We start from the raw sequence: 19,507 nt of genomic DNA on the forward strand, positions 1-19,507 counted from the left end.
GCGGCTGAACGGCCGAAGGTCCCGGTGCCGGTCGGGGGGCACGACCGACTCCAGGGAGGTAGTGACGTGGCTACCGTCGGCATTTCTCAGGCCGTCCGATCCACGCCAGCCGGCGCGTTGCCGGCGAGCATGGTTCCGCACCCGCGGGAAGAGCTCTTTTCGGTACTGGTGGTCGATGACCACCCGCTGTTGAGGGAGGCAATCGCAGCAAGACTCGCACAGATGGGTGCGGGCACCGTCCACGAAGCCGCCACGGTGGCCGAGGCGAGGGCGCGAGCACAGGCCACCGGGCCTTGTGACCTGGCGATCCTCGATCTCGGACTGCCGGACGGCAGCGGCATCGAGCTGGTCACGGAACTCCGTAGCCACGGCTGGCCGCGCGTGGTGGTCCTCGCATCCTCGGACGACCCGTACGCGGTCCGCTCGGCCTTCCAGGCCGGGGCCCAGGCGTACCTGCTGAAGTCCGCGTCGCCGGTCGTGGTGACCGACGGCGTGCGGCGCGTGCTCGAGGGCGGCGTCTACGCCGACCCGAGCGTGGCTCCGGTGCTCGCCACCGGGACCCGCGTCGCGGGCACCGACAACACCCCGCGCGAGCTGTCCGCTCGTGAGGTGGAGGTGCTCCAGCTGGTCGCCGACGGGCAGTCCAACAAGGAGATCGGCGAGGAGCTTTCGCTCTCCGCCCTCACCGTCAAGTCCCACCTGTCCCGGATCGGGCGCAAGCTCGGCACGGGCGACCGGGCGCAGATGGTGGCGCTGGCCATGCGGGCCGGCGTCATCCGCTGACGAAAGCACACCTCCCTGCGGGGCGGGCAGACCAGGCGCGGTATGCCCGTCCCGTAGGGTCGTCAACCATGGGAAGCACAGAGGCCGAGGACACCGGGATGGAGATCGAGTCCACGGGCGGCCCGGTGCTGCTACGCGAACCCGCCGAGGGCACGCCCCCGGTGATCACCGAACCTTCCGCGCTGGCCGAGGCCTGCGCGAAGCTCGCCGCGGGCTCCGGCGCGGTCGCCGTCGACACCGAACGCGCGTCCGGCTACCGGTACTGGCCCAAGGCCTACCTCGTGCAGCTGCGCCGCGAGGGCGCGGGCACGTTCCTGATCGACCCGATCGCGCTGGCCGACGACCTGCAGCCGCTGCGCGACGTCCTGAACCACCTGGAGTGGGTGCTCCACGCGGCCTCCCAGGACCTCCCCTGCCTCGCCGAGCTGGGCCTGCACCCGGCGGCGCTGTTCGACACCGAGCTGGCCGGCCGGCTGGCGGGCTACGAACGCGTCGCGCTGGGCACGCTCGTCGAGCTGCTGCTGGGGTACACCCTCGAGAAGGGCCACAGCGCGGCCGACTGGTCGAAGCGGCCGCTGCCGGTCGACTGGCTGAACTACGCCGCCCTCGACGTCGAGCTGCTCGTCCAGCTGCGGGAAAAGCTGGAAGCGGAGCTGGGCGCCCAGGGCAAGCTGGAGTGGGCGCGCCAGGAGTTCGAGAACGTGCGGACGGCCCCGCCGCCGTCGCCGCGCGCCGAGCCGTGGCGCCGGACCTCCGGCGTGCACAAGATCCGCAGCCCGCGCGGCCTCGCGGCGGTCCGCGAGCTGTGGCAGGCGCGCGACGAGCTGGCCCGCAAGCGCGACCGGGCGCCGAGCCGGATCCTGCCGGACAGCGCGATCGTCAACGCCGTCACGGCCGACCCCAAGACGGTCGAGGAACTGCAGGCGCTGCCGGTGTTCAGCGGTCGCGTCCAGCGCAAGTACACCGCGAGCTGGCTGCGCCACCTGCAGGCGGCCCGCGCGCTGCCGGCTTCCGAACTGCCGTCGCCGTCGCAGCCGACGGACGGCCCGCCCCCGGTGAACCGCTGGGCGGACAAGGACCCGGACGCGGCGGCCCGGTTGGCGGCGGCCCGCGCGGCACTGGCGGCCATCGCGGAGGACCGCCGGCTCCCGGTGGAGAACCTGCTGCTGCCCGATCTGGTCCGCCGCACGTGCTGGCGTCCGCCGTCCGAGACGGACGAGGACGCGGTGGCGGCGGTCCTGCGCGCGGGCGGGGCCCGGCCGTGGCAGGTGGAGCTGACGGTGGCGGCGCTGAGCAAGGCGTTGCAGGCCACCGCTTCCTGAACGGACAGATCCGGGACAGTTCCCGGGATCGTGCTGCCCCGGCCACCGGCTGCCCTAGGCTGCGCCGGAAAAGCCGTGCCGCCCGAAGGTCTCCCGATGCCCGATTTCCTGTCCGACCGGCCAGCCGTGCAATGCTTTCTCAGCTTCACGCACGAAGATGACAGTTTTCTGAATTTCGTCACACCGCTCAAGAATTCGCTGGAAAAGTTCTGCGCTTCGGCGCACGGCCGCCGGATCGAAGTGTTCGTGGACCGCGAAAGCATCGGCTGGGGCGAGGACTGGCGAGCGAAGATCCAGGACGGCCTCAATGCCGCGATGGTGTTCCTCCCGGTCATCTCGATGAACTACTTCTACGAAAGCAGCGCCTGCCGCGAGGAGCTGACCGCCTTCTACGCCAAGGCGAACGAGCTCGGGCTCACCCAGCTGATCCTGCCGCTGATCGTGCTGGGGCACGAGCTGCTCACCGGCCAGAGCGACGACGCCGACATCCGGATCATCGAAAAGCTCCAGTACGTCGACATCAAGGAGGCGGTGCTGTCCGGCGCCGGCACCGCGGAATGGCGGCGCACCATGGACCTGGTGGCGGGCAGGCTCATCAAGGCGATCCGCTCCGCGGAGGCGGCGCTGGCACAGCTGAAGAAATGCGACCGGCTGCTGCTCGGTGTCGGCACACCGGAAAAAGCCGGGCCGGGGCTGCAGGAATACAAGGAAACGCTGACGAAGATCGGCAAGCTGCTGGAAAAGCAGTTCGACGCGATCAGCCGCTCGCTGGACGAACTGGCCGAGGCGATGCGCCAGGTGACCGGCGACGTGGCCGGGCTGGCCCCGGAGGCGATCAGAGCCCGGGTGGTCCGCGCGGCCGACACGATCAGGCCGATGGCGGTCGACATCCAGCGGGTCGGCACGGCGTTCGAGGCCACGGTCGCGGAGACCGACGCGACGATCCGCTCGTACATGCGCCTGCTGGACTCGCGCATGAACCCCGAACTGCTGGCCCGCGCGCACCGCGAATACGACGAATTCGTCGAAATGCTGGCCGGGCTGATGGAACTGGAAGCCCGGGTCACGGAGTTCCTGACGCAGATCCGCCCGCTGGAAGCGATCAACGCGCCGTTGCGCGCGGCGATCCGCCCGCTGCGCGTCGGCGCGCGGTCGATCCGGCTCGGGATGCAGACGATGTGCGAGCTGTCGCGGGTGATCAGCGGCCTGCTGAGCGGCTGCCCCCGGCCGCCGGCTTGAGCCTATTCGGCGAGCGCCGCCAGCAGCCGGTGCGCCTCCGCCCGCAGCTCTTCCGACGGCTCACCCAAGCCCACCAGCCGGACCACTCCGTCGGCGCCTTCGCGCACGTGGGCTTCGACGTCCAGGTCCGGGTCGTCCCTGCGGATCACCGCGATGCTCTCGACCAGCCCGAACACCAGATCCGTCCGGATGCCGACCGCGTCCGGCGCCACGCCCGAAGCCGCCACCAACCGGCTGTACGCCGCCTTCAGCTCCGCTCGCTCGATGCGGAACCGGGCCAGGTTGGGCGAGCCGACCTCCGGCAGGAGGTACAGCGCGCCCAGGTTGTGCCGGGCGCCGCCCAGCAGGCCGATGTCCGCGTACGCCAGTGCCCACAACCGGGTCGCCGCCGGGGCCGCGCCGGCCACCAGGCGGGCCGCCAGTGCCAGTGACGGGCGGACCGTCTCGGCCAGCAGCGCCGCGAGGATGTCTTCCTTCGCCGGGAAGTGGTAGTAGAGCGACGCCTGGCGCAGTCCCGCGCGTTCGGCGATCGCTCTGGTGGTCGTGGCCGCGTACCCGGCTCCGGTGAACAGCTCGCCCGCCGCTTCGAGCACCGCCTGGCGCGCGTCGGGGCGGCTCGCCGCCGCTCCGCTCGCCCTCGGCCTGCCGACTCCCGACCCTTTGACCACGGATGTGATCTTGCCAGGTCACCGGCCGTGACACGCGCACGGAGGTGCGGTTACGCCCGGATGTCGTCATTGACGCGGTGTCGGTCCCGCCGTTAACAGCTCCCTAACCGAGCGGAGACCACCGCGTCGCGGCGGCGACCTAATTTCTGTCAAGCGATCGAAACAAGGAGCCCGCATGACACCACCCGACGAACTCGCCGCCTTCGGTTACCGCCAGGAACTCCGCCGGTCGCTGGGCGGGTTCTCCGCCTTCGCCGCCGGGTTCTCCTTCGTCTCCATCCTGACCACCGTCTTCCAGCTCTTCGGCTTCGGCTACACCTTCGGCGGCCCGCTGTTCTTCTGGACGTGGCCGGTCGTCCTGGCCGGCCAGCTGCTCGTGGCCCTCAACTTCGCCGAGCTCGCCGCGCGCTACCCGCTCGCCGGATCCGTGTACCAGTGGGCGAAACAGCTCGGCAAAGGCTTCCTGGGCTGGCTCGCCGGCTGGATGATGCTGATCGGCTGCATCGTCGCCCTCGCCGCGGCCGCGATCGCGCTCCAGATCGTGCTCCCGTCGGTGTGGGACGGCTTCCAGCTCGTCGGCGGCGACTCTTCGGTGACGTCGCCGACCGGCGCGGCCAACGCCGTGCTGCTCGGCACCGTGCTGCTCGTCTTCACCACCGCCGTCAACGCCGGCGGCGTCCGGCTGATGGCGCGGATCAACGACGTCGGCGTCGCGGCCGAGCTCCTCGGCGTCGTCGTCCTCATCACCGGGCTGCTCCTGTTCGCCGTCCGCGGCCCGCAGGTGGTGCTGCACGACGCGCCCGGCAGCAGCGCCGGGATCGGCGGCGTGCTCGCTTCCGCACTCATGGCCGCGTACGTCCTCTACGGCTTCGACACCGCCGCCTCGGTGGCCGAAGAGACGAAGGACGCGCGTCGGGCGGCTCCGCGGGCGGTGCTGCGCGCCGTGCTCGTCTCCGGGATCGGGGGGCTCGCGGTGGTCGTCACCGCGCTGATGGCCGCGCCGAGCCTCACCGACGGGCAGCTCGCCGGCAAGGGCCTGCCGTACGTGATCACCGCCGTCTTCGGCGACACCCTCGGCCGGGTCTTCCTCGCCGACGTCGCGATCGCCGTGGTCGTCTGCACCCTCACCATCCAGACCGGCACCGTCCGGCTGATCTACGCGATGGCCCGCGACGGCGCGCTCCCCGCGTCCACCCGCCTCGCCGGGGTCAGCCCCCGCACCGGGACGCCGGTCGCGCCCGCGCTGCTGTCCGGCGCACTGGCCATCGGGCTGTTGCTGCTCAACGTCGGCAACCCGACGCTGTTCAGCACGATCACCGGGACGTCGGTGGTGGTCGTCTACCTGGCCTACCTGCTGGTGACCGGCCCGCTGCTGCTCAAGCGGCTGCGCGGGGGCCTCCCGGCCGAGCCGGGCCGGTTCTCGCTCGGCCGCTGGGGCGTTCCACTGAACGGAGCAGCCGTTCTGTACGGAATCGGCATGATCGTGAACATCGCCTGGCCGCGTGCGGAGATCTACGATCTCGCCGGTTCGGGCTCCCCCTGGATGCTCCTGTTCCCGATAGAGTTCGTCGGCGGCGCACTGGTGATCGGCTGGCTCTGCTGGCTGCGGCTGCGTCCCGCTCCCGCCCTCGAACCCGCGACCTGAGAGAGGACGACCATGAGCACCACCGCGACGACCTACGGAGCGCGCGACCACGCCCGCGCCCAGGCCGGCACCGTGGTCGACACGATGCCGTCGATCCCGGCGAGCACCTGGCCCGCCCCGCCGGCCGAGGTCGCCCCCGAGGCGCTGACCTGGGCCGAAACCGTGGCCGGGGGCGGCTACACGCACAAGGTGCTGGCCCGGGGCACGCGGCTGCGGCTGACCGACGTCGACGGTGCCGCCTGCGCGCACCTGCTGCTGTTCAACGCCGACCAGCCGTGGGAGCGGCTGAACGTCGCCGACACGGTCAAGGTGCAGTGGAACGCCTACCTCGGCGAATCGGTGGCGCTGCTGTCGGACCAGGCCCGGGTGCTGGCCACGATCGTCGCGGACGCGAGCGGGAAGCACGACGCCCTCTGCGGGACGTCCACTGTGGACGGCAACACCGAGCGCTACGGCGACGGCGCCCCGCAGGGCCCCTCCCCCGCCGGACTGCCGCTGTTCACCCTGGCGGCGGCCAAGAACGGGCTGGGGCCGCGGGACCTGCCGCCGAGCCTGTCGTTCTTCCAGGGCGTGCGGGTCCAGCCGGAGGGCGGCCTGGAGTTCACCGGTTCCGCGGGCCCCGGCAAGGCCGTCGACCTCCGGATCGAGATCCCCTCGATCGTCCTGATCGCCAATGTCGCCCACCCCGTCGACCCGCGCCCGGACTACACCGTGTCCAAGCTCGAAGTGCTCGCCTGGCGCGACCGGCCGACCACCCCGGACAGTCCGGAGTGGACGGCCACGCCGGAAGCGCAGCGCGCGTTCGAGAACACCGCCGACTACCTGACCGCACGGGGGATCGCATGAGCACGGCCTACGAATCCCAGCTGGAAGTCAGCGTCGACGTTCCCGCGCGGGCGCCGTATTCGACGGTGCTGCAGCAGGGCCAGGAGCTGGCGATCATCGACCTCGGCGGCAACCAGGCCGTCGACTTCCTCTGCTACGACGCGAACGACACGGCCAAGCGCTACAGCGCGGCCGCGACGATCGCCGCGCAGGGCAACATCTTCCTGACCACCGGCAGCGTGCTGCGCACCCAGGAGGGCGCGCCGCTGCTGACCGTCGTGGCCGACACCTGCGGCCGCCACGACACCATCGGCGGCGCGTGCAGCAAGGAGTCCAACAGCCTCCGCTACGGCCAGCACACCCGGTACCAGCACGCCTGCGTCGAGAACTTCCTCATCGAGGGCGCCAAGTGGGGCCTGGGCAAGCGCGACCTGGTCAGCAACGTCAACTGGTACATGAACGTGCCGGTCGAGGCGGACGGCACGCTCGGCATCGTCGACGGGATCTCCGCGCCGGGGCTGGAGGTCCGGCTGCGCGCGGAGACCGACGTGCTGGTGCTCGTCTCGAACTGCCCGCAGATCAACAACCCGTGCAACGGCTTCGACCCGACGCCGGTGCGGATGGTCGTCATCTCCCCGGGAGTCGGCGCGTGAGGCTGCTCGTCGCCAACCGCGGCGAGATCGCGGTCCGGATCCTGCGCAGCGCCAAGGAACTGGGTCTCGAAACCGTGGCCGTGTACTCCGACGCCGACCGCCTCGCCCCGCACGTGCGGCTCGCCGACCGGGCCGTCCGGCTCGGCCCGGCGCCCGCGGCGGAAAGCTACCTGCGGGCCGGCGCCATCGTCCAGGCCGCCCTCGACACCAGCTGCGACGCGATCCACCCCGGCTACGGCTTCCTCTCGGAGGACGCGGCGTTCGCGCGGGCCTGCGAAGACGCCGGGATCGCGTTCGCCGGGCCGTCGCCGGAGCACCTGGAGGTGTTCGGCAGCAAGCACACCGCGCGCGAAGCGGCGATCGCGGCCGGCGTTCCGCTGCTGGCCGGCACCGGCCTGTTGTCCGATGTGGACGAAGCGCTGGCGCGCGCGGAGGACATCGGCTACCCGGTGATGCTCAAGGCGACCGGCGGCGGGGGCGGGATCGGGATGCGCGCCTGCGCGTCGCCGGACGAGCTGCGCGCCGCCTGGGACACCGTGCGCAGCGTCGCGGCCAAGAGTTTCGCCAGTTCCGGGGTCTTCCTCGAACGCCTGGTGACCCGCGCGCGGCACGTCGAGGTCCAGGTGTTCGGCGACGGCTTCGGCGAGGTACTGGCCCTGGGCACGCGCGACTGCTCGCTGCAGCGGCGCAACCAGAAGGTCGTCGAGGAGTGCCCGGCGCCGGACCTGCCCGAGGCCGTCCGGAAGCACCTGGTGGCGTCCGCCGTCGCGCTGTGCTCGTCGGTGCGGTACCGCTCGGCGGGCACGGTCGAGTACGTCTACGACCCCGAGCGCGGCGAAGCGGCGTTCCTCGAGGTCAACACGCGGCTGCAGGTCGAGCACCCGGTCACCGAGGCGGTCTACGGTGTCGACCTGGTCGCCTGGATGCTGCGGCTCGCCCAGGGCGACCGCGCGATGTTCCGGGCGGTCCCGGTCGCGCGCGGGCACGCCGTCGAAGCACGCGTGTACGCCGAAGACCCGGGCGCCGGCCACCGGCCCAGCGCGGGCCTCGTCACCCGGGTCACGCTGCCCGCCGGCACCCGCGTCGACACCTGGGTCGAGCCGGGCGCGACCGTCACGACGCACTACGACCCCATGCTGGCCAAGGTGATCTGCACCGGCGCCGACCGCGCCGAGGCACTGGCGAACCTGCGGGAAGCGCTCGCCGCGACCCGGTTCGACGGCGTCCAGACCAACCTGGGCCAGCTGCGGGCGGCGGCCGCCGAGGCGGCCTTCGGCGCGGCGACGCACGACACGTCCACCTTGGACCACGTCGAGGACGCGGAGCCGCGGATCGACGTCCTGCGCGGCGGGACGATGACGACCGTGCAGGACTGGCCCGGCCGCACCGGGTACTGGGCCGTCGGGGTGCCGCCGAGCGGGCCGATGGACGACCTTTCCCTGCGGCTGGGCAACCTCGCGCTCGGCAACCCGGAGGGTGCGCCCGGCCTGGAGTGCACTGTGGACGGTGTCGCGCTGCGGTTCTCGCACGCCACCGAGGTGTGCGTCACCGGCGCGCCGACGACCGTGCTCGTCGACGGCGCCGAAGTTCCCCTGTGGACACCCGTCGGAGTCCCCGCGGGGGCGACCGTCGACGTCCGGGCGTGCACGGCCGGGCTGCGCAGCTACGTCCTGGTGCGCGGCGGCGTCGACGTGCCGGAGTTCCTCGGCAGCGCGGCGACGTTCACCCTGGGGAAGTTCGGCGGGCACGGCGGCCGCGCGCTGGCCGCCGGGGACGTCCTGCGGCCCGGGCCGGCTCCCGCGGACCCGGTGGTGGGCCCGGTGCCGGCCGCCGACCGGCCGGAGTTCGCTCCGGAGTGGACGATCGGTGCGCTCGAAGGGCCGCACGCGGCCCCGGAGTTCTTCACCCCGGAAGACGTCGACACGTTCTACGCCACGGACTGGCAGGTGCACTTCAACTCGGCCCGCACCGGCGTCCGGCTCGTCGGGCCGCGGCCGAAGTGGGCGCGGCCGGACGGCGGCGAGGCCGGCCTGCACCCGTCGAACATCCACGACACGCCGTACGCGATCGGCGCCGTCGACTACACCGGTGACCTGCCGATCCTGCTCGGCCCGGACGGGCCGAGCCTCGGCGGGTTCGTCTGCCCGGCGACGGTCGCCACCGGCGAACGGTGGAAGCTCGGGCAGCTGCGGCCGGGCGACACCGTGCGGTTCGTGCCGATCGGCACCGACCACGCGGCGGCGCTGCGGACGCGGCCGGCGTCGGCGGTCGAGCCGAGCCGCCCCGCGCGCGACGACGGTGGCGTCCTCGCGCGGCTGTCCGCTTCCGATGACGAGCCGTCCGTCACCTACCGCCGCAGCGGCGACGACAACCTGCTCGTCGAATACGGCGAGATGAAGCTCGATCTCGCGCTGCGGATGCGGGTGCACGCGCTCGCGGAACGGCTCACGGCCGAGGGCGTGCCGGGGATCGTGGACCTGACGCCGGGCATCCGGTCGCTGCAGGTGCACGTCGACCCGGACGCCCTGCCGGTCGGCAAGGCGCTCGGGCTGGTGCGCGAGCTGGAGCGGGACCTGCCGCCGACGCACGACCTCGTCGTGCCGAGCCGCAGCGTCCGGCTGCCGCTGTCGTGGGACGACCCGGCCACCCGCGAGGCGATCGAGCGGTACATGACCGGCGTCCGCGACGACGCGCCGTGGTGCCCGTGGAACATCGAGTTCATCCGGCGCGTCAACGGACTGTCCAGTGTGGACGACGTGTACCGGACGGTGTTCGACGCGGAGTACCTCGTGCTCGGCCTCGGCGACGTCTACCTCGGCGCGCCGGTGGCGACGCCGCTGGACCCGCGCCACCGCCTGGTGACGACCAAGTACAACCCGGCCCGGACGTGGACGGCGGAGAACTCCGTCGGCATCGGCGGCGCCTACCTGTGCATCTACGGCATGGAGGGCCCGGGCGGCTACCAGTTCGTCGGGCGGACGGTCCAGGTGTGGAACAGCTGGCACGGCGGCGACCAGCCGTGGAACCTGCGGTTCTTCGACCGGATCTCCTGGTACCCGGTGTCGGCCGAAGAACTCCTGGACCTGCGGGCGCAGAGCGCGTCCGGGCAGCTGGCGCTCGACACCACCGAAGGCTCCTTCGCGCTGGCGGACTACCAGAAGTTCTTGGCGGACAACGCCGAGAGCATCGCCGCCTTCCGGGCAACGCAGTCGGCCGCCTTCGAGGCGGAGCGGCAGGCCTGGGCCGCGGCGGGCGAGTTCGACCCGAAGCCGGAGCCGGTCACCCGGCCGCCGGCGCGGGTCGAGGCACCACCGGGCGGGCACGTCGTCGAGGCGCCGTTCGCGGCGACGGTGTGGCGGGTCGACGTCACCGCGGGCGAACGCGTCGAGAACGCGCAGTCGCTGGTGACGCTGGAAGCGATGAAGACCGAGGCGCGGATCCCCGCGCCGGCGAGTGGTGAGGTGGTCGAGGTGCTCGTGTCCCCCGGTGACCAGGTGGCCCCCGGCACGCCGCTGGTGGTGCTGGGATGAGTCTTTCGGACCGAGTGCGGGCCGCGTACCGCCGGATCGAGCAGGTGGACCGGCCGGAGATCTGGATCGATCTGCGGCCGGAAGCCGACGTCCTGGCCGAGGCCGCGGCGTTGTCGGAACGTGGGTTGCCGCTCTACGGGAAGCTGGTGGCGGTCAAGGGCAACATCGACGTCGCGGGCCTGCCGACGACGGCGGCCTGCCCGGATTACGCGTACAAGCCGGAGGCCGACGCCCCGGTCGTCGCGCGGCTGCGGGCGGCGGGCGCGTTGGTGCTCGGCACGACGAACCTGGACCAGTTCGCGACCGGGCTGGTCGGGACGCGCAGCCCCTATGGCGCGGTGCGCAACGCCGTCGACCCGGCTTACGTCTCCGGCGGGTCGAGCTCGGGCTCCGCGGTGGCCGTCGCGTTGGGCATCGTGGATCTCGCGTTGGGGACGGACACCGCGGGGTCCGGCCGGGTGCCCGCGGCGTTCAACGGGATCGTCGGGCTCAAGCCGACGCCGGGCCTGCTGCCGACGCTCGGGGTGGTCCCCGCGTGCGCGAGCATCGACTGCGTGTCGCTGTTCGCGCGGACGGTCGAGGAAGCGTCCTTCGCGCTGACCTGCCTGGCCGAGCCCGCGCAGGTCCACACGGGACGGTTCCGGCTCGGCGTCCCCTCCCCGGATCAGCTGGGTCCCCTGGCTCCCGGCTGGGCGGAGGCGTTCGACGCGGCGGTGTCCGAGTACGCGGCGGCGGGCGCCGAAGTGACCACAGTGGACATTTCGGCGTTCCTGGAGGCGGCCCGGCTGTTGTACGGCGGGGCGTTCGTCGCCGAGCGGTACACCGCGGTCGGGGAGTTCGTCGACGCGCACCCGGACGCGGTCGACCCGGTCGTCCGCTCGATCATCGCCCCGGCCCGCGACATCCCGGCCCATCGGCTGTTCGCCGACCAGGCCACTCTGGCGGGCCTGCGCACGGCGGCGCTGGCCACGCTGGCCGGCGTCGACGCGCTCCTGCTCCCGACGACGACCGAGCACCCGACGCTCGCGGAGGTCGCGGCGGACCCGGTGGCGGTCAACGCCCGCCTGGGCCGGTTCACCAACGCCACCAACCTGTTCGGGCTGTCGGCATTGGCCGTTCCGGCGGGCACGGTGGCCGGGCGCCCGTTCGGCGTGATGTTCCTCGGCGCCCCGCACGACGACCTGAAGCTGGCGGCCCTGGCCGGGCTGCGCCGCGAGCGCATCCCGATCGTGGTGGTCGGCGCGCACCTGCGGGGTCAGCCGCTGAACCACGAGCTGACCTCCCGCGGCGGCCGGTTCGTGTCCGCGGTCTCGACGGCGGCTGCTTACCGGCTGTACGCGCTGGACACCGTGCCGCCCAAGCCGGGCTTGGTGCGCGTCGCGACCGGCGGGGTGTCGGTGGCGGCGGAGGTCTGGGAGCTGCCGGTCGCCGGGTTCGGCGAGTTCGTGGCCGGCATCCCGGCCCCCCTGACGATCGGGAAGCTGGAGCTGGCCGACGGGACGCGGGTGCCCGGCTTCCTCTGCGAACCGGCGGCCGTCGAGGGCGCGGAGGACATTTCGGCGAAGGGTGGTTGGCTGGCCCACCTCGGCGGGTAACGATCAGCTGCCCGGCGCGGTAACGAGCCTTCAGCGACCGCGCCGGGCGTACCGATGTACCCGGTAGCGACTCCGGAGGCGGCCATGACCACGGCGACCAGATCCCCGCAGAACACCCTCGTCCACTCGTACCTGTTCCTGAGGCGCGCCATCGGGCTCATCGGCCTCGCCCTGCCGTTCGTCCTCATCCTCGGCAAGCAGCTCGTCCAGGGCGGCGACCTCCTCGGCTCGCTGAGCAGCTACTACTACACCGACCTGCGGGACGTCCTCGTCGGCGCGATGTGCGCGGTCGGGGTGTTCCTGCTCGCCTACTACGGCCACGACCACGTCGACAACGTCGCCAGCACGGTCGCCGGGCTGGGGGCGATCGGGCTCGCGCTGTTCCCGACCACCCCCGACCACGACGTGACGGCGTGGGACCGGACGGCCGGTATCCTGCACCTCGCCTTCGCGGCCGTGTTCTTCCTCTCCCTCGCCTACTTCTGCCTTCGCCTCTTCCCGCACGACGGCGAACAGCCCGAGAAGTTCGGCGCGCTCTACCGCGTCTGCGGCGGCGTGATCCTCGTCTGCCTGGTGCTGATCGCCGGGGCCAAGTACCTCGGGCTCACCCCGGACCTGCACCCGGCGCTGTGGCTGGAGGCCGTCGCCGTGGAGGCGTTCGGCGTCGCCTGGCTCGTGAAAGGCGGGACCCTCAAGCCCAAGAGTGTGCCGTAGCCCACTCGACCGGGCCACACCACTGGTTACCGGTGGGTAACAAGGGCTATCGTGCGGTCAACAGACATCTACTTCCATGGAGCATTCGTGGCCGCACCAGCAACGCCGCTCGCGCCGACCGCGCGAGGCGTGCGCAACGTCGCCTTCGTCGAGGGGGTCCGCACCCCCTTCGGCAAGGCCGGCGACAAGGGCATCTACGCCGGGACCCGGGCCGACGACCTGGTCGTCAACGCCATCCGCGAGCTGCTGCGGCGGCACCCCGAACTGCCGCCCGAGCGCGTCGACGAGGTGGCCATCGCCGCCACCACCCAGACCGGCGACCAGGGCCTGACCATCGGCCGGACCGCCGCGCTGCTGGCCGGGCTGCCCAAGTCGGTGCCCGGCTTCGCCATCGACCGCATGTGCGCCGGCGCCATGACGGCCGTCACCACCGCCGCGTCCGGCATCGGCTTCGGCGCCTACGACATCGCCATCGCCGGCGGCGTCGAGCACATGGGCCGCCACCCGATGGGCGAAGGCGTCGACCCGAACCCGCGGATCATCGCCGACAAGCTCGTCGACCCGACCGCCCTGGTCATGGGCCAGACCGCCGAGAACCTGCACGACCGCTTCCCGGCGATCACCAAGCAGCGCACCGACGCCTACGCGGCGCGCAGCCAGGAGCGCTACGCCGAAGCCGTCAAGACCGGCAAGATCGGCCCCGAGCTGGTCCCGGTCGCCACCCGCTCGAAAGAGCTGGGCTGGGGTCTGGCCACCGAGGACGAGCCGCCGCGGCCGGGCACCACCGTCGAGCAGCTGGCGAACCTCAAGACGCCGTTCCGCCCGTTCGGCCGGGTCACCGCGGGCAACGCGGCCGGCCTGAACGACGGCGCGACCGCATCGATCCTCGCCGACGAGGAAACCGCCCGCGAGTTGGGCCTGCCGGTCGCCATGCGGCTGGTCGGCTACTCCTTCGCCGGCGTCGAGCCGGAGGTCATGGGGATCGGCCCGGTGCCGGCCACCGAGAAGCTGTTCAAGCGCACCGGCCTGTCCATCGACGACATCGGCCTGTTCGAGATCAACGAGGCCTTCGCCGTGCAGGTGCTGGCCTTCCTCGACCACTTCGGCATCGACGACGAAGACCCGCGCGTCAACCAGTGGGGCGGCGCGATCGCCTGCGGCCACCCGCTGGCTTCGTCCGGCGTCCGGCTCATGACGCAGCTGGCCCGCCAGTTCGCCGAGCGGCCCGACGTGCGCTACGGCATGACCACGATGTGCATCGGCATCGGCATGGGCGGCACCGTGATCTGGGAGAACCCGGCGTTCGAGGGGGCGAAGTAATGACTTTCACCGCTGAAGAAGCGAAGGCCGCGTTCCCGGACGAGGTCGTCACGGTTGCCAAGACCCGCCTGGTCAAGGTGCCCAGGCTCGAGAAGCCCGTCGCGCTGATCACGCTCGACAACGGCCACGACCACACCCGGCCGAACACCTTCGGCCCGCAGGGGCTCGTCTCGTTGAACGCCGCGCTGGACGAGGCCTTCGCCGCCGAGCCGGCCGCGATCGCCGTCACCGGCAAGCCGTTCATCTTCGCCGTCGGCGCCGACCTGTCCGGCGTCGAGGCCGTGAGCGACCCGAAGCTGGCGCGCGAAATCGCCCAGACCGGGCACGACGTGTTCCGCCGCCTGACCGAGTCGAAGATCCCGACCTTCGGGTTCGTCAACGGCGCGGTCATGGGCGGTGGCCTCGAGCTGGCGCTGTCCTGCCACTACCGGACGCTGTCGGAGAACACCGCCGCGATCGCGTTCCCCGAGGCCTTCCTCGGCCTGTTCCCGGGCTGGGGCGGCACGCAGCTGCTGCCGAACCTGATCGGCGCGGACGCCGCCGTCACGGTGATCATCGAAAACGCCCTGGCGCAGAACAAGATGCTCAACGTCAAGCAGGCGGCCGAGCTCGGCATCGTCGACGAGGTCTTCGGCTCGGCCGACTACCTCGAGCAGTCGCTGCTGTGGCTGGCGAAGGTGGTCAACGGCGAGATCACCCCGGCCCGCCGCGAGATCGACCGCGGTTCGGCCTGGGACGCGGCCATCGCCCGCGCCAAGTCCATTGTGGACGGCCGCACGCACGGCGCCTCGCCGGGCGCGACCAAGGCCGTCGAGCTCCTCGAACTGGCCCGCGAAAACGATCTGGACCGCGGCTACGCGGCCGAGACCGACGGCCTCGCCGAGCTGCTCATGTCCGACGTCCTGCGCGCCGGGCTGTACTCGTTCAACCTGGTCAACAAGCGCGCCAAGCGCCCGGCCGGCGCGCCGGACAAGTCCCTGGCGCGCAAGGTGAACAAGGTCGGCATCGTCGGCGCCGGCCTGATGGCCAGCCAGCTCGCCCTGCTGTTCGTCCGCCGCCTGAAGGTGCCGGTCGTGCTCACCGACGTCGACCAGGAACGCGTCGACAAGGGCGTCGGCTACGTGCACGCCGAGATCGACAAGCTCCTGGCCAAGAAGCGCGTCTCCCCGGACGGCGCGAACCGGCTCAAGGCCCTGGTCACCGGCTCGCTCGACAAGGCCGCGTTCGCCGACGCCGACTTCGTCATCGAAGCCGTCTTCGAGGAGCTGGGCGTCAAGCAGCAGGTGTTCGCCGAGCTGGAGCAGCACGTCAAGCCCGAGGCGATCCTGGCGACGAACACCTCGTCGCTGTCGATCACCGCGATGGCGTCGAAGCTGCAGCACCCCGAGCGCGTGGTCGGCTTCCACTTCTTCAACCCGGTGGCCGTGCTGCCGCTGCTGGAGATCGTCCGCGGCGAGCAGACCGACGACGCTTCGCTGGCGACGGCGTTCTCGGTCGGCAAGCAGCTGAAGAAGTCCAGCGTGCTGGTTAAGGACGCGTCGGCGTTCGTCGTCAACCGGCTCCTGCTGCGCTTCCTCGGCGAGGTGCTGGTCACCGTCGACGAGGGCACGCCGTTCGAGGTCGCCGACAAGGCCCTGGAACCGCTCGGCCTGCCGATGACGCCGCTGACGCTGATGCAGCTCGTCGGCCCGGCCATCGCCCTGCACGTCGGCGAGACGCTGCACGAGTCGTTCCCGGACCGGTTCACCGTGTCCGAGAACCTCGCCAAGTTCGTCAAGGCGGGCAAGAAGGGCGTCTGGATCTGGGACGCCCAGGGCAACTCCTCGGCCGACCCCGAGGTCGTCGAGCTGTGGACGCAGGGTGACAAGCCGTCCACCTCGGAGGAGGTGCGCGACCGGGCGCTGTCCGCGATCGCCGAGGAGATCCGGATCATGCTCGACGAGGGCGTGGTCGCCGAGGCGCAGGACATCGACCTGTGCCTGATCCTCGGCGCGGGCTGGCCGTTCTGGAACGGCGGCATCACGCCGTACCTGGACCGATCCGGCGTGTCCGAGCGCGTGAACGGCAAGCCGTTCCTCGCCCCGGGTGTGGCCTCGGTCCCGACGGCCTAGTACTCGCCCTCGCGAGGGCACTTCGGCGGCGGCGCAGTGAGTTTCAGCTGCGCCGCCGTCGTGTCGGAGTCGATCACCGTCACGCGTTCGGCGGTCCGGTAGCGGGCGTGCAGCTCCTGCGCCCACACCTTCAGGTCCGTGCCCGGGACGGCGAGCAGCGACACCGACGGCGGGTCCACGAACAGCCGCCGGGCCTTGGCGTCGTCGCGGAAGGACGGCACCGCGGCCCGCATGTCCTCTTCGGACAAAAAGGTCACCACCACCGCCGCGCAGAGCGTGTGCCCAGCCAGGGGCGCGGGGTTCGTGTCCACCGGCAGGTCCGGTGGCCGGACGAGCGCGGCGATGAAGAACGCGAGCCCGGCGCCCGCGGCCAGTGCCAGCGCGATCACCGGCGGCAGCACCCGGGTCAGGGATTTCTCCTCCACACCGAAGATCACAACACAGTTGGCCGCCGGGACACCGCCCGTTCACCCCGGCGGCTTAGCGTCCCGCCGTGACCACCGATCGACGCCGGTTCCTCAAGGGGGCGGGCCTCGCGGCCGCCGCCGCGAGCGTGCCCCTCCCGGCTCCCGCTCTCCCCGATTTCGACCTGGGCCGCGTGTGCGGCCGTTACCAGTGGCTGGTGGGCGACCACCACACGCACAGCCAGTACTCCTACGACGCGATGTACCGGATCGACGACATCGCGCGCGGCGGGCGGGCGCACGGCGCGGACTGGATCGTCTTCACCGACCACGGCCACGCCGAGCACGAGAAGGTGTCGGTCGAGCCGACCGAAGCCGACTTCCTCGCCGCCCGGCGGAAGTACCCGGACCTGCTGCTGTGGCACGGGATGGAGTGGAACGTCCCGGGCGCCGAGCACGCGACCGTGTTCTTCCAGGCCGGTGACCGGCAAGCGGCGAAGCTGCGCGAGTTCGAGCGGGCCTTCGACTGGCGGCTGACGAACTCGGAGGCGTCGAGCCCGGCGAACGAGGCGCTCGCCCTCCGGGCGTTGCGCTGGCTCGCTGCCGAGGAACAGGCGAAGCGGATCCACGCGCCGGTCGTGCTGATCAACCACCCGCTGCGCAACGGCCGGGTCGCCCCGCACGAGCTGCGAGCCTACCGCGACGCCGCGCCGGGCATCGTCATCGGCATGGAGGGCGCCCCCGGTGCCCAGGCGGACGGCTTCCCGAAGCCGCTCGGCAACGGCGGCGCGCGCGGCGGCTACGTCAACACCCCCGGCCCGAACTCGTGGCCGGGCTTCCCGGCCGAGGCGTACCGGACGCACGGCGGCTGGGACTGGGCGACGGCGAAGGTCGGCGGGCTCTGGGACTCGCTGCTCGCCGAAGGCAAGCCGTGGTGGATCACCACGAACTCCGACTCGCACTACAACCGCGGGGACACGCTGGTCCGCCCGGACGTGCCGGGTGACTGGTACGACACGCACGGGAAGTTCCCCGACCCGGTCGACGCCGGCACGCCGCAACTGCTCGCGCCGTACGCGGACTTCTACCCGGGTGAGTTCAGCCGGACGTACGTCGGCGTCACGCGGCGCAGCCTCGAAGGCGTCCTGGAAGGCTTGCGGGCCGGGCGGATCTGGCTGACGCACGGCGGTCTCGTCCAGGGGCTCGAGGTCGAAGCGCACGGCGGTGGTTCCGCCGCGACGCTCGGCGGGCGCCTGCGGGTGCGGCGCGGCTCCGACGTCACGGTCGTGGTGCGCGCGCGGCTGGCGGACCGGCCGAACGGGGGCGGCTCGGTGCCGCGGCTGGCCCGCCTGGACGTCGTTTCGGGCCCGGTGACCGGCCCGGTCGCCGACCGCGACACGATGACCGCGCCGGGTACGCGGGTCGTGGAGTCGTTCGAGCCGCGCTGGGCGCCGGGACGGCAGGTCGTGTTCCGGCACACCTTCCGGAACGTCCGGGACCCGTTCTACCTGCGTGTCCGGGGTGCCAACGGCGATGCCGAGCCCACGCCGGACGTCGTCGGGCAGGCGAACCCGTTCGAGGACTTGTGGTTGTACGCGAATCCGATATTTGTGGACCTGTGCTGAATGGACTGTCCCGGCGGCTGCTCGTGCGGTCGATCATGGCCGGATTGCGTTTCCTGTTGCGGCTGCCGTCGCCCGTGTTGCGGGTGATCGCCGGCCGGCCGGTGGTGGTCGACGGCCGCCGGCCGGTCCTCACCGCCCAGGTGCTGATGCGGGTGTCGCGGCTGGCGCCGTTCGACGCGCCGCACCAGAACGGCAGCCTGGCGCGGGCCCGGGCCGAGCTGAACCTGGCGGGGGCGCTGGCCGGCGCCGGGATCTGCCCCGGCGTCCGGACCCGCGACGCGTCGTGGCCCGGGCCGGGCGGGCCGCTGCCGCTGCGGCTGTACGAACCGGCCGGGGTCCCGGCGCCCTCCCCGGCGATCGTGTACTTCCACGGCGGCGGGTTCGTGCTCGGCAGCCTCGACACGCACGAAGGCGCGTGCCGGCTGCTCGCCGAGGAAGCCGGGGTCCGGGTGGTGTCGATCGGCTACCGGCTCGCCCCGGAGCACCCGTTCCCCGCGGCGGCTTCGGACGCGGTGGCGGCTTTCGCGTACGTCTTTTCCCACGCGGAGGAGCTCGGCATCGACCAGGCCCGGCTGGCGGTGGGCGGCGACAGCAGCGGCGGCAACCTCGCGGCGGTGGTCGCCCACGCGGCGGCCCGCGGCGAGCTGCCCCGGCCGGCGTTCAGCCTCCTGCTCACCCCGGCGACGGACGCGCTCGGCTCGTCACGGTCCCATCGGCAGTTCGGCTCGGGCTTCCGCCTCGACCGGGACGAATGGGCCTGGTACCGCGAGCAGTACCTCCGCGACCCGGCGTCCTACACCGACCCGCGCGCGTCGGTCCTCTACGACGACAGCCTCGACGGCTTGCCCCCGACGTACGTGGCCACCTGCGGCTTCGACCTCCTCCGCGACGAAGGCGAGGCCTACGCGGCCCGCCTCGCCTCGGCGGGAGTCCCCCTGGTCCACCGCCGTCACGAAGGCCAGCTCCACGGCTTCGCCAACCGAGTCGGCGTGGACCCGGACGCCCGCGCAGCCATGCTCCACGCCGCCGGAGTCCTCCGCGCCGCCCTCGCCCTGGGGCATCACACGTGACTG

Annotated in this window: 15 protein-coding genes; 13 read left to right on the forward strand and 2 right to left on the reverse strand. The window is 72.3% G+C overall.

The features are described 5' to 3' along the window. Positions 1-66: 66 nt before the first annotated feature. From ACWED2_RS15545 to ACWED2_RS15555, 3 genes are all read left to right on the forward strand, one after another. Positions 67-783: a response regulator gene (locus tag ACWED2_RS15545; RefSeq protein WP_033261886.1), complete on the forward strand. Its 717-nt coding sequence runs from the start codon at positions 67-69 to the stop codon at positions 781-783. A 98-nt stretch (positions 784-881) separates the two neighbouring features. After that, positions 882-2,105, forward strand: coding sequence for an HRDC domain-containing protein (locus tag ACWED2_RS15550; RefSeq protein WP_449691198.1), 1,224 nt, complete (start codon positions 882-884; stop codon positions 2,103-2,105). A gap of 96 nt (positions 2,106-2,201) precedes the next feature. After that, positions 2,202-3,344: a toll/interleukin-1 receptor domain-containing protein gene (locus tag ACWED2_RS15555; RefSeq protein ID WP_449691129.1), complete on the forward strand. Its 1,143-nt coding sequence runs from the start codon at positions 2,202-2,204 to the stop codon at positions 3,342-3,344. 2 nt (positions 3,345-3,346) lie between these two features. On the opposite strand, the gene ACWED2_RS15560 is transcribed toward ACWED2_RS15555, so the two are convergent. Next, positions 3,347-4,012, reverse strand: a complete 666-nt coding sequence (locus ACWED2_RS15560; protein WP_449691130.1) for a TetR/AcrR family transcriptional regulator — start codon at positions 4,010-4,012, stop codon at positions 3,347-3,349. A 175-nt stretch (positions 4,013-4,187) separates the two neighbouring features. On the opposite strand from ACWED2_RS15560, the gene ACWED2_RS15565 reads away from it, so the two are divergent. The 8 genes from ACWED2_RS15565 to ACWED2_RS15600 all read left to right on the forward strand — a co-directional run bounded on the left by ACWED2_RS15565 (position 4,188) and on the right by ACWED2_RS15600 (position 16,405). Beyond that, positions 4,188-5,657, forward strand: coding sequence for an amino acid permease (locus ACWED2_RS15565; protein WP_449691131.1), 1,470 nt, complete (start codon positions 4,188-4,190; stop codon positions 5,655-5,657). Positions 5,658-5,669: 12 nt separating this feature from the next. After that, complete coding sequence (locus ACWED2_RS15570) at positions 5,670-6,503, forward strand: urea amidolyase associated protein UAAP1 (protein WP_449691132.1); 834 nt, start codon at positions 5,670-5,672, stop codon at positions 6,501-6,503. Continuing rightward, positions 6,500-7,135 (forward strand): urea amidolyase associated protein UAAP2, encoded by a 636-nt coding sequence (locus ACWED2_RS15575; protein WP_449691133.1) that lies wholly within the window; start codon positions 6,500-6,502, stop codon positions 7,133-7,135. The genes ACWED2_RS15570 and ACWED2_RS15575 overlap by 4 nt, the downstream gene beginning before the upstream one ends. Beyond that, the gene (gene uca / locus ACWED2_RS15580) at positions 7,132-10,665 is read left to right on the forward strand and encodes an urea carboxylase (protein WP_449691134.1); all 3,534 of its coding nucleotides are present in this window, start codon (positions 7,132-7,134) and stop codon (positions 10,663-10,665) included. The genes ACWED2_RS15575 and uca overlap by 4 nt, the downstream gene beginning before the upstream one ends. After that, positions 10,662-12,260, forward strand: coding sequence for an allophanate hydrolase (locus ACWED2_RS15585; protein ID WP_449691135.1), 1,599 nt, complete (start codon positions 10,662-10,664; stop codon positions 12,258-12,260). Before uca ends, ACWED2_RS15585 begins: the two co-directional genes overlap by 4 nt. An 84-nt stretch (positions 12,261-12,344) precedes the next feature. After that, positions 12,345-12,974, forward strand: coding sequence for a DUF998 domain-containing protein (locus ACWED2_RS15590; RefSeq protein ID WP_449691136.1), 630 nt, complete (start codon positions 12,345-12,347; stop codon positions 12,972-12,974). A gap of 129 nt (positions 12,975-13,103) precedes the next feature. After that, the gene (locus ACWED2_RS15595; RefSeq protein WP_449691199.1) at positions 13,104-14,294 is read left to right on the forward strand and encodes a thiolase family protein; all 1,191 of its coding nucleotides are present in this window, start codon (positions 13,104-13,106) and stop codon (positions 14,292-14,294) included. Then, a complete protein-coding gene (locus ACWED2_RS15600; protein ID WP_449691137.1) occupies positions 14,294-16,405 on the forward strand; it encodes a 3-hydroxyacyl-CoA dehydrogenase NAD-binding domain-containing protein in 2,112 nt (703 codons plus the stop codon). Before ACWED2_RS15595 ends, ACWED2_RS15600 begins: the two co-directional genes overlap by 1 nt. Here ACWED2_RS15600 and ACWED2_RS15605 read toward each other — a convergent pair. Next, a complete protein-coding gene (locus ACWED2_RS15605; protein ID WP_449691138.1) occupies positions 16,402-16,830 on the reverse strand; it encodes a hypothetical protein in 429 nt (142 codons plus the stop codon). The genes ACWED2_RS15600 and ACWED2_RS15605 overlap by 4 nt on opposite strands. Positions 16,831-16,898: 68 nt before the next feature. Here ACWED2_RS15605 and ACWED2_RS15610 point away from each other — a divergent pair, with 68 nt between their 5' ends. Together ACWED2_RS15610 and ACWED2_RS15615 are read left to right on the forward strand one after the other, a co-directional pair. Then, positions 16,899-18,434 (forward strand): PHP domain-containing protein, encoded by a 1,536-nt coding sequence (locus ACWED2_RS15610; protein ID WP_449691139.1) that lies wholly within the window; start codon positions 16,899-16,901, stop codon positions 18,432-18,434. Next, positions 18,428-19,504: an alpha/beta hydrolase gene (locus ACWED2_RS15615; RefSeq protein ID WP_449691140.1), complete on the forward strand. Its 1,077-nt coding sequence runs from the start codon at positions 18,428-18,430 to the stop codon at positions 19,502-19,504. Before ACWED2_RS15610 ends, ACWED2_RS15615 begins: the two co-directional genes overlap by 7 nt. Positions 19,505-19,507: the final 3 nt, after the last annotated feature.

This window comes from Amycolatopsis sp. NPDC005003, assembly GCF_053600695.1.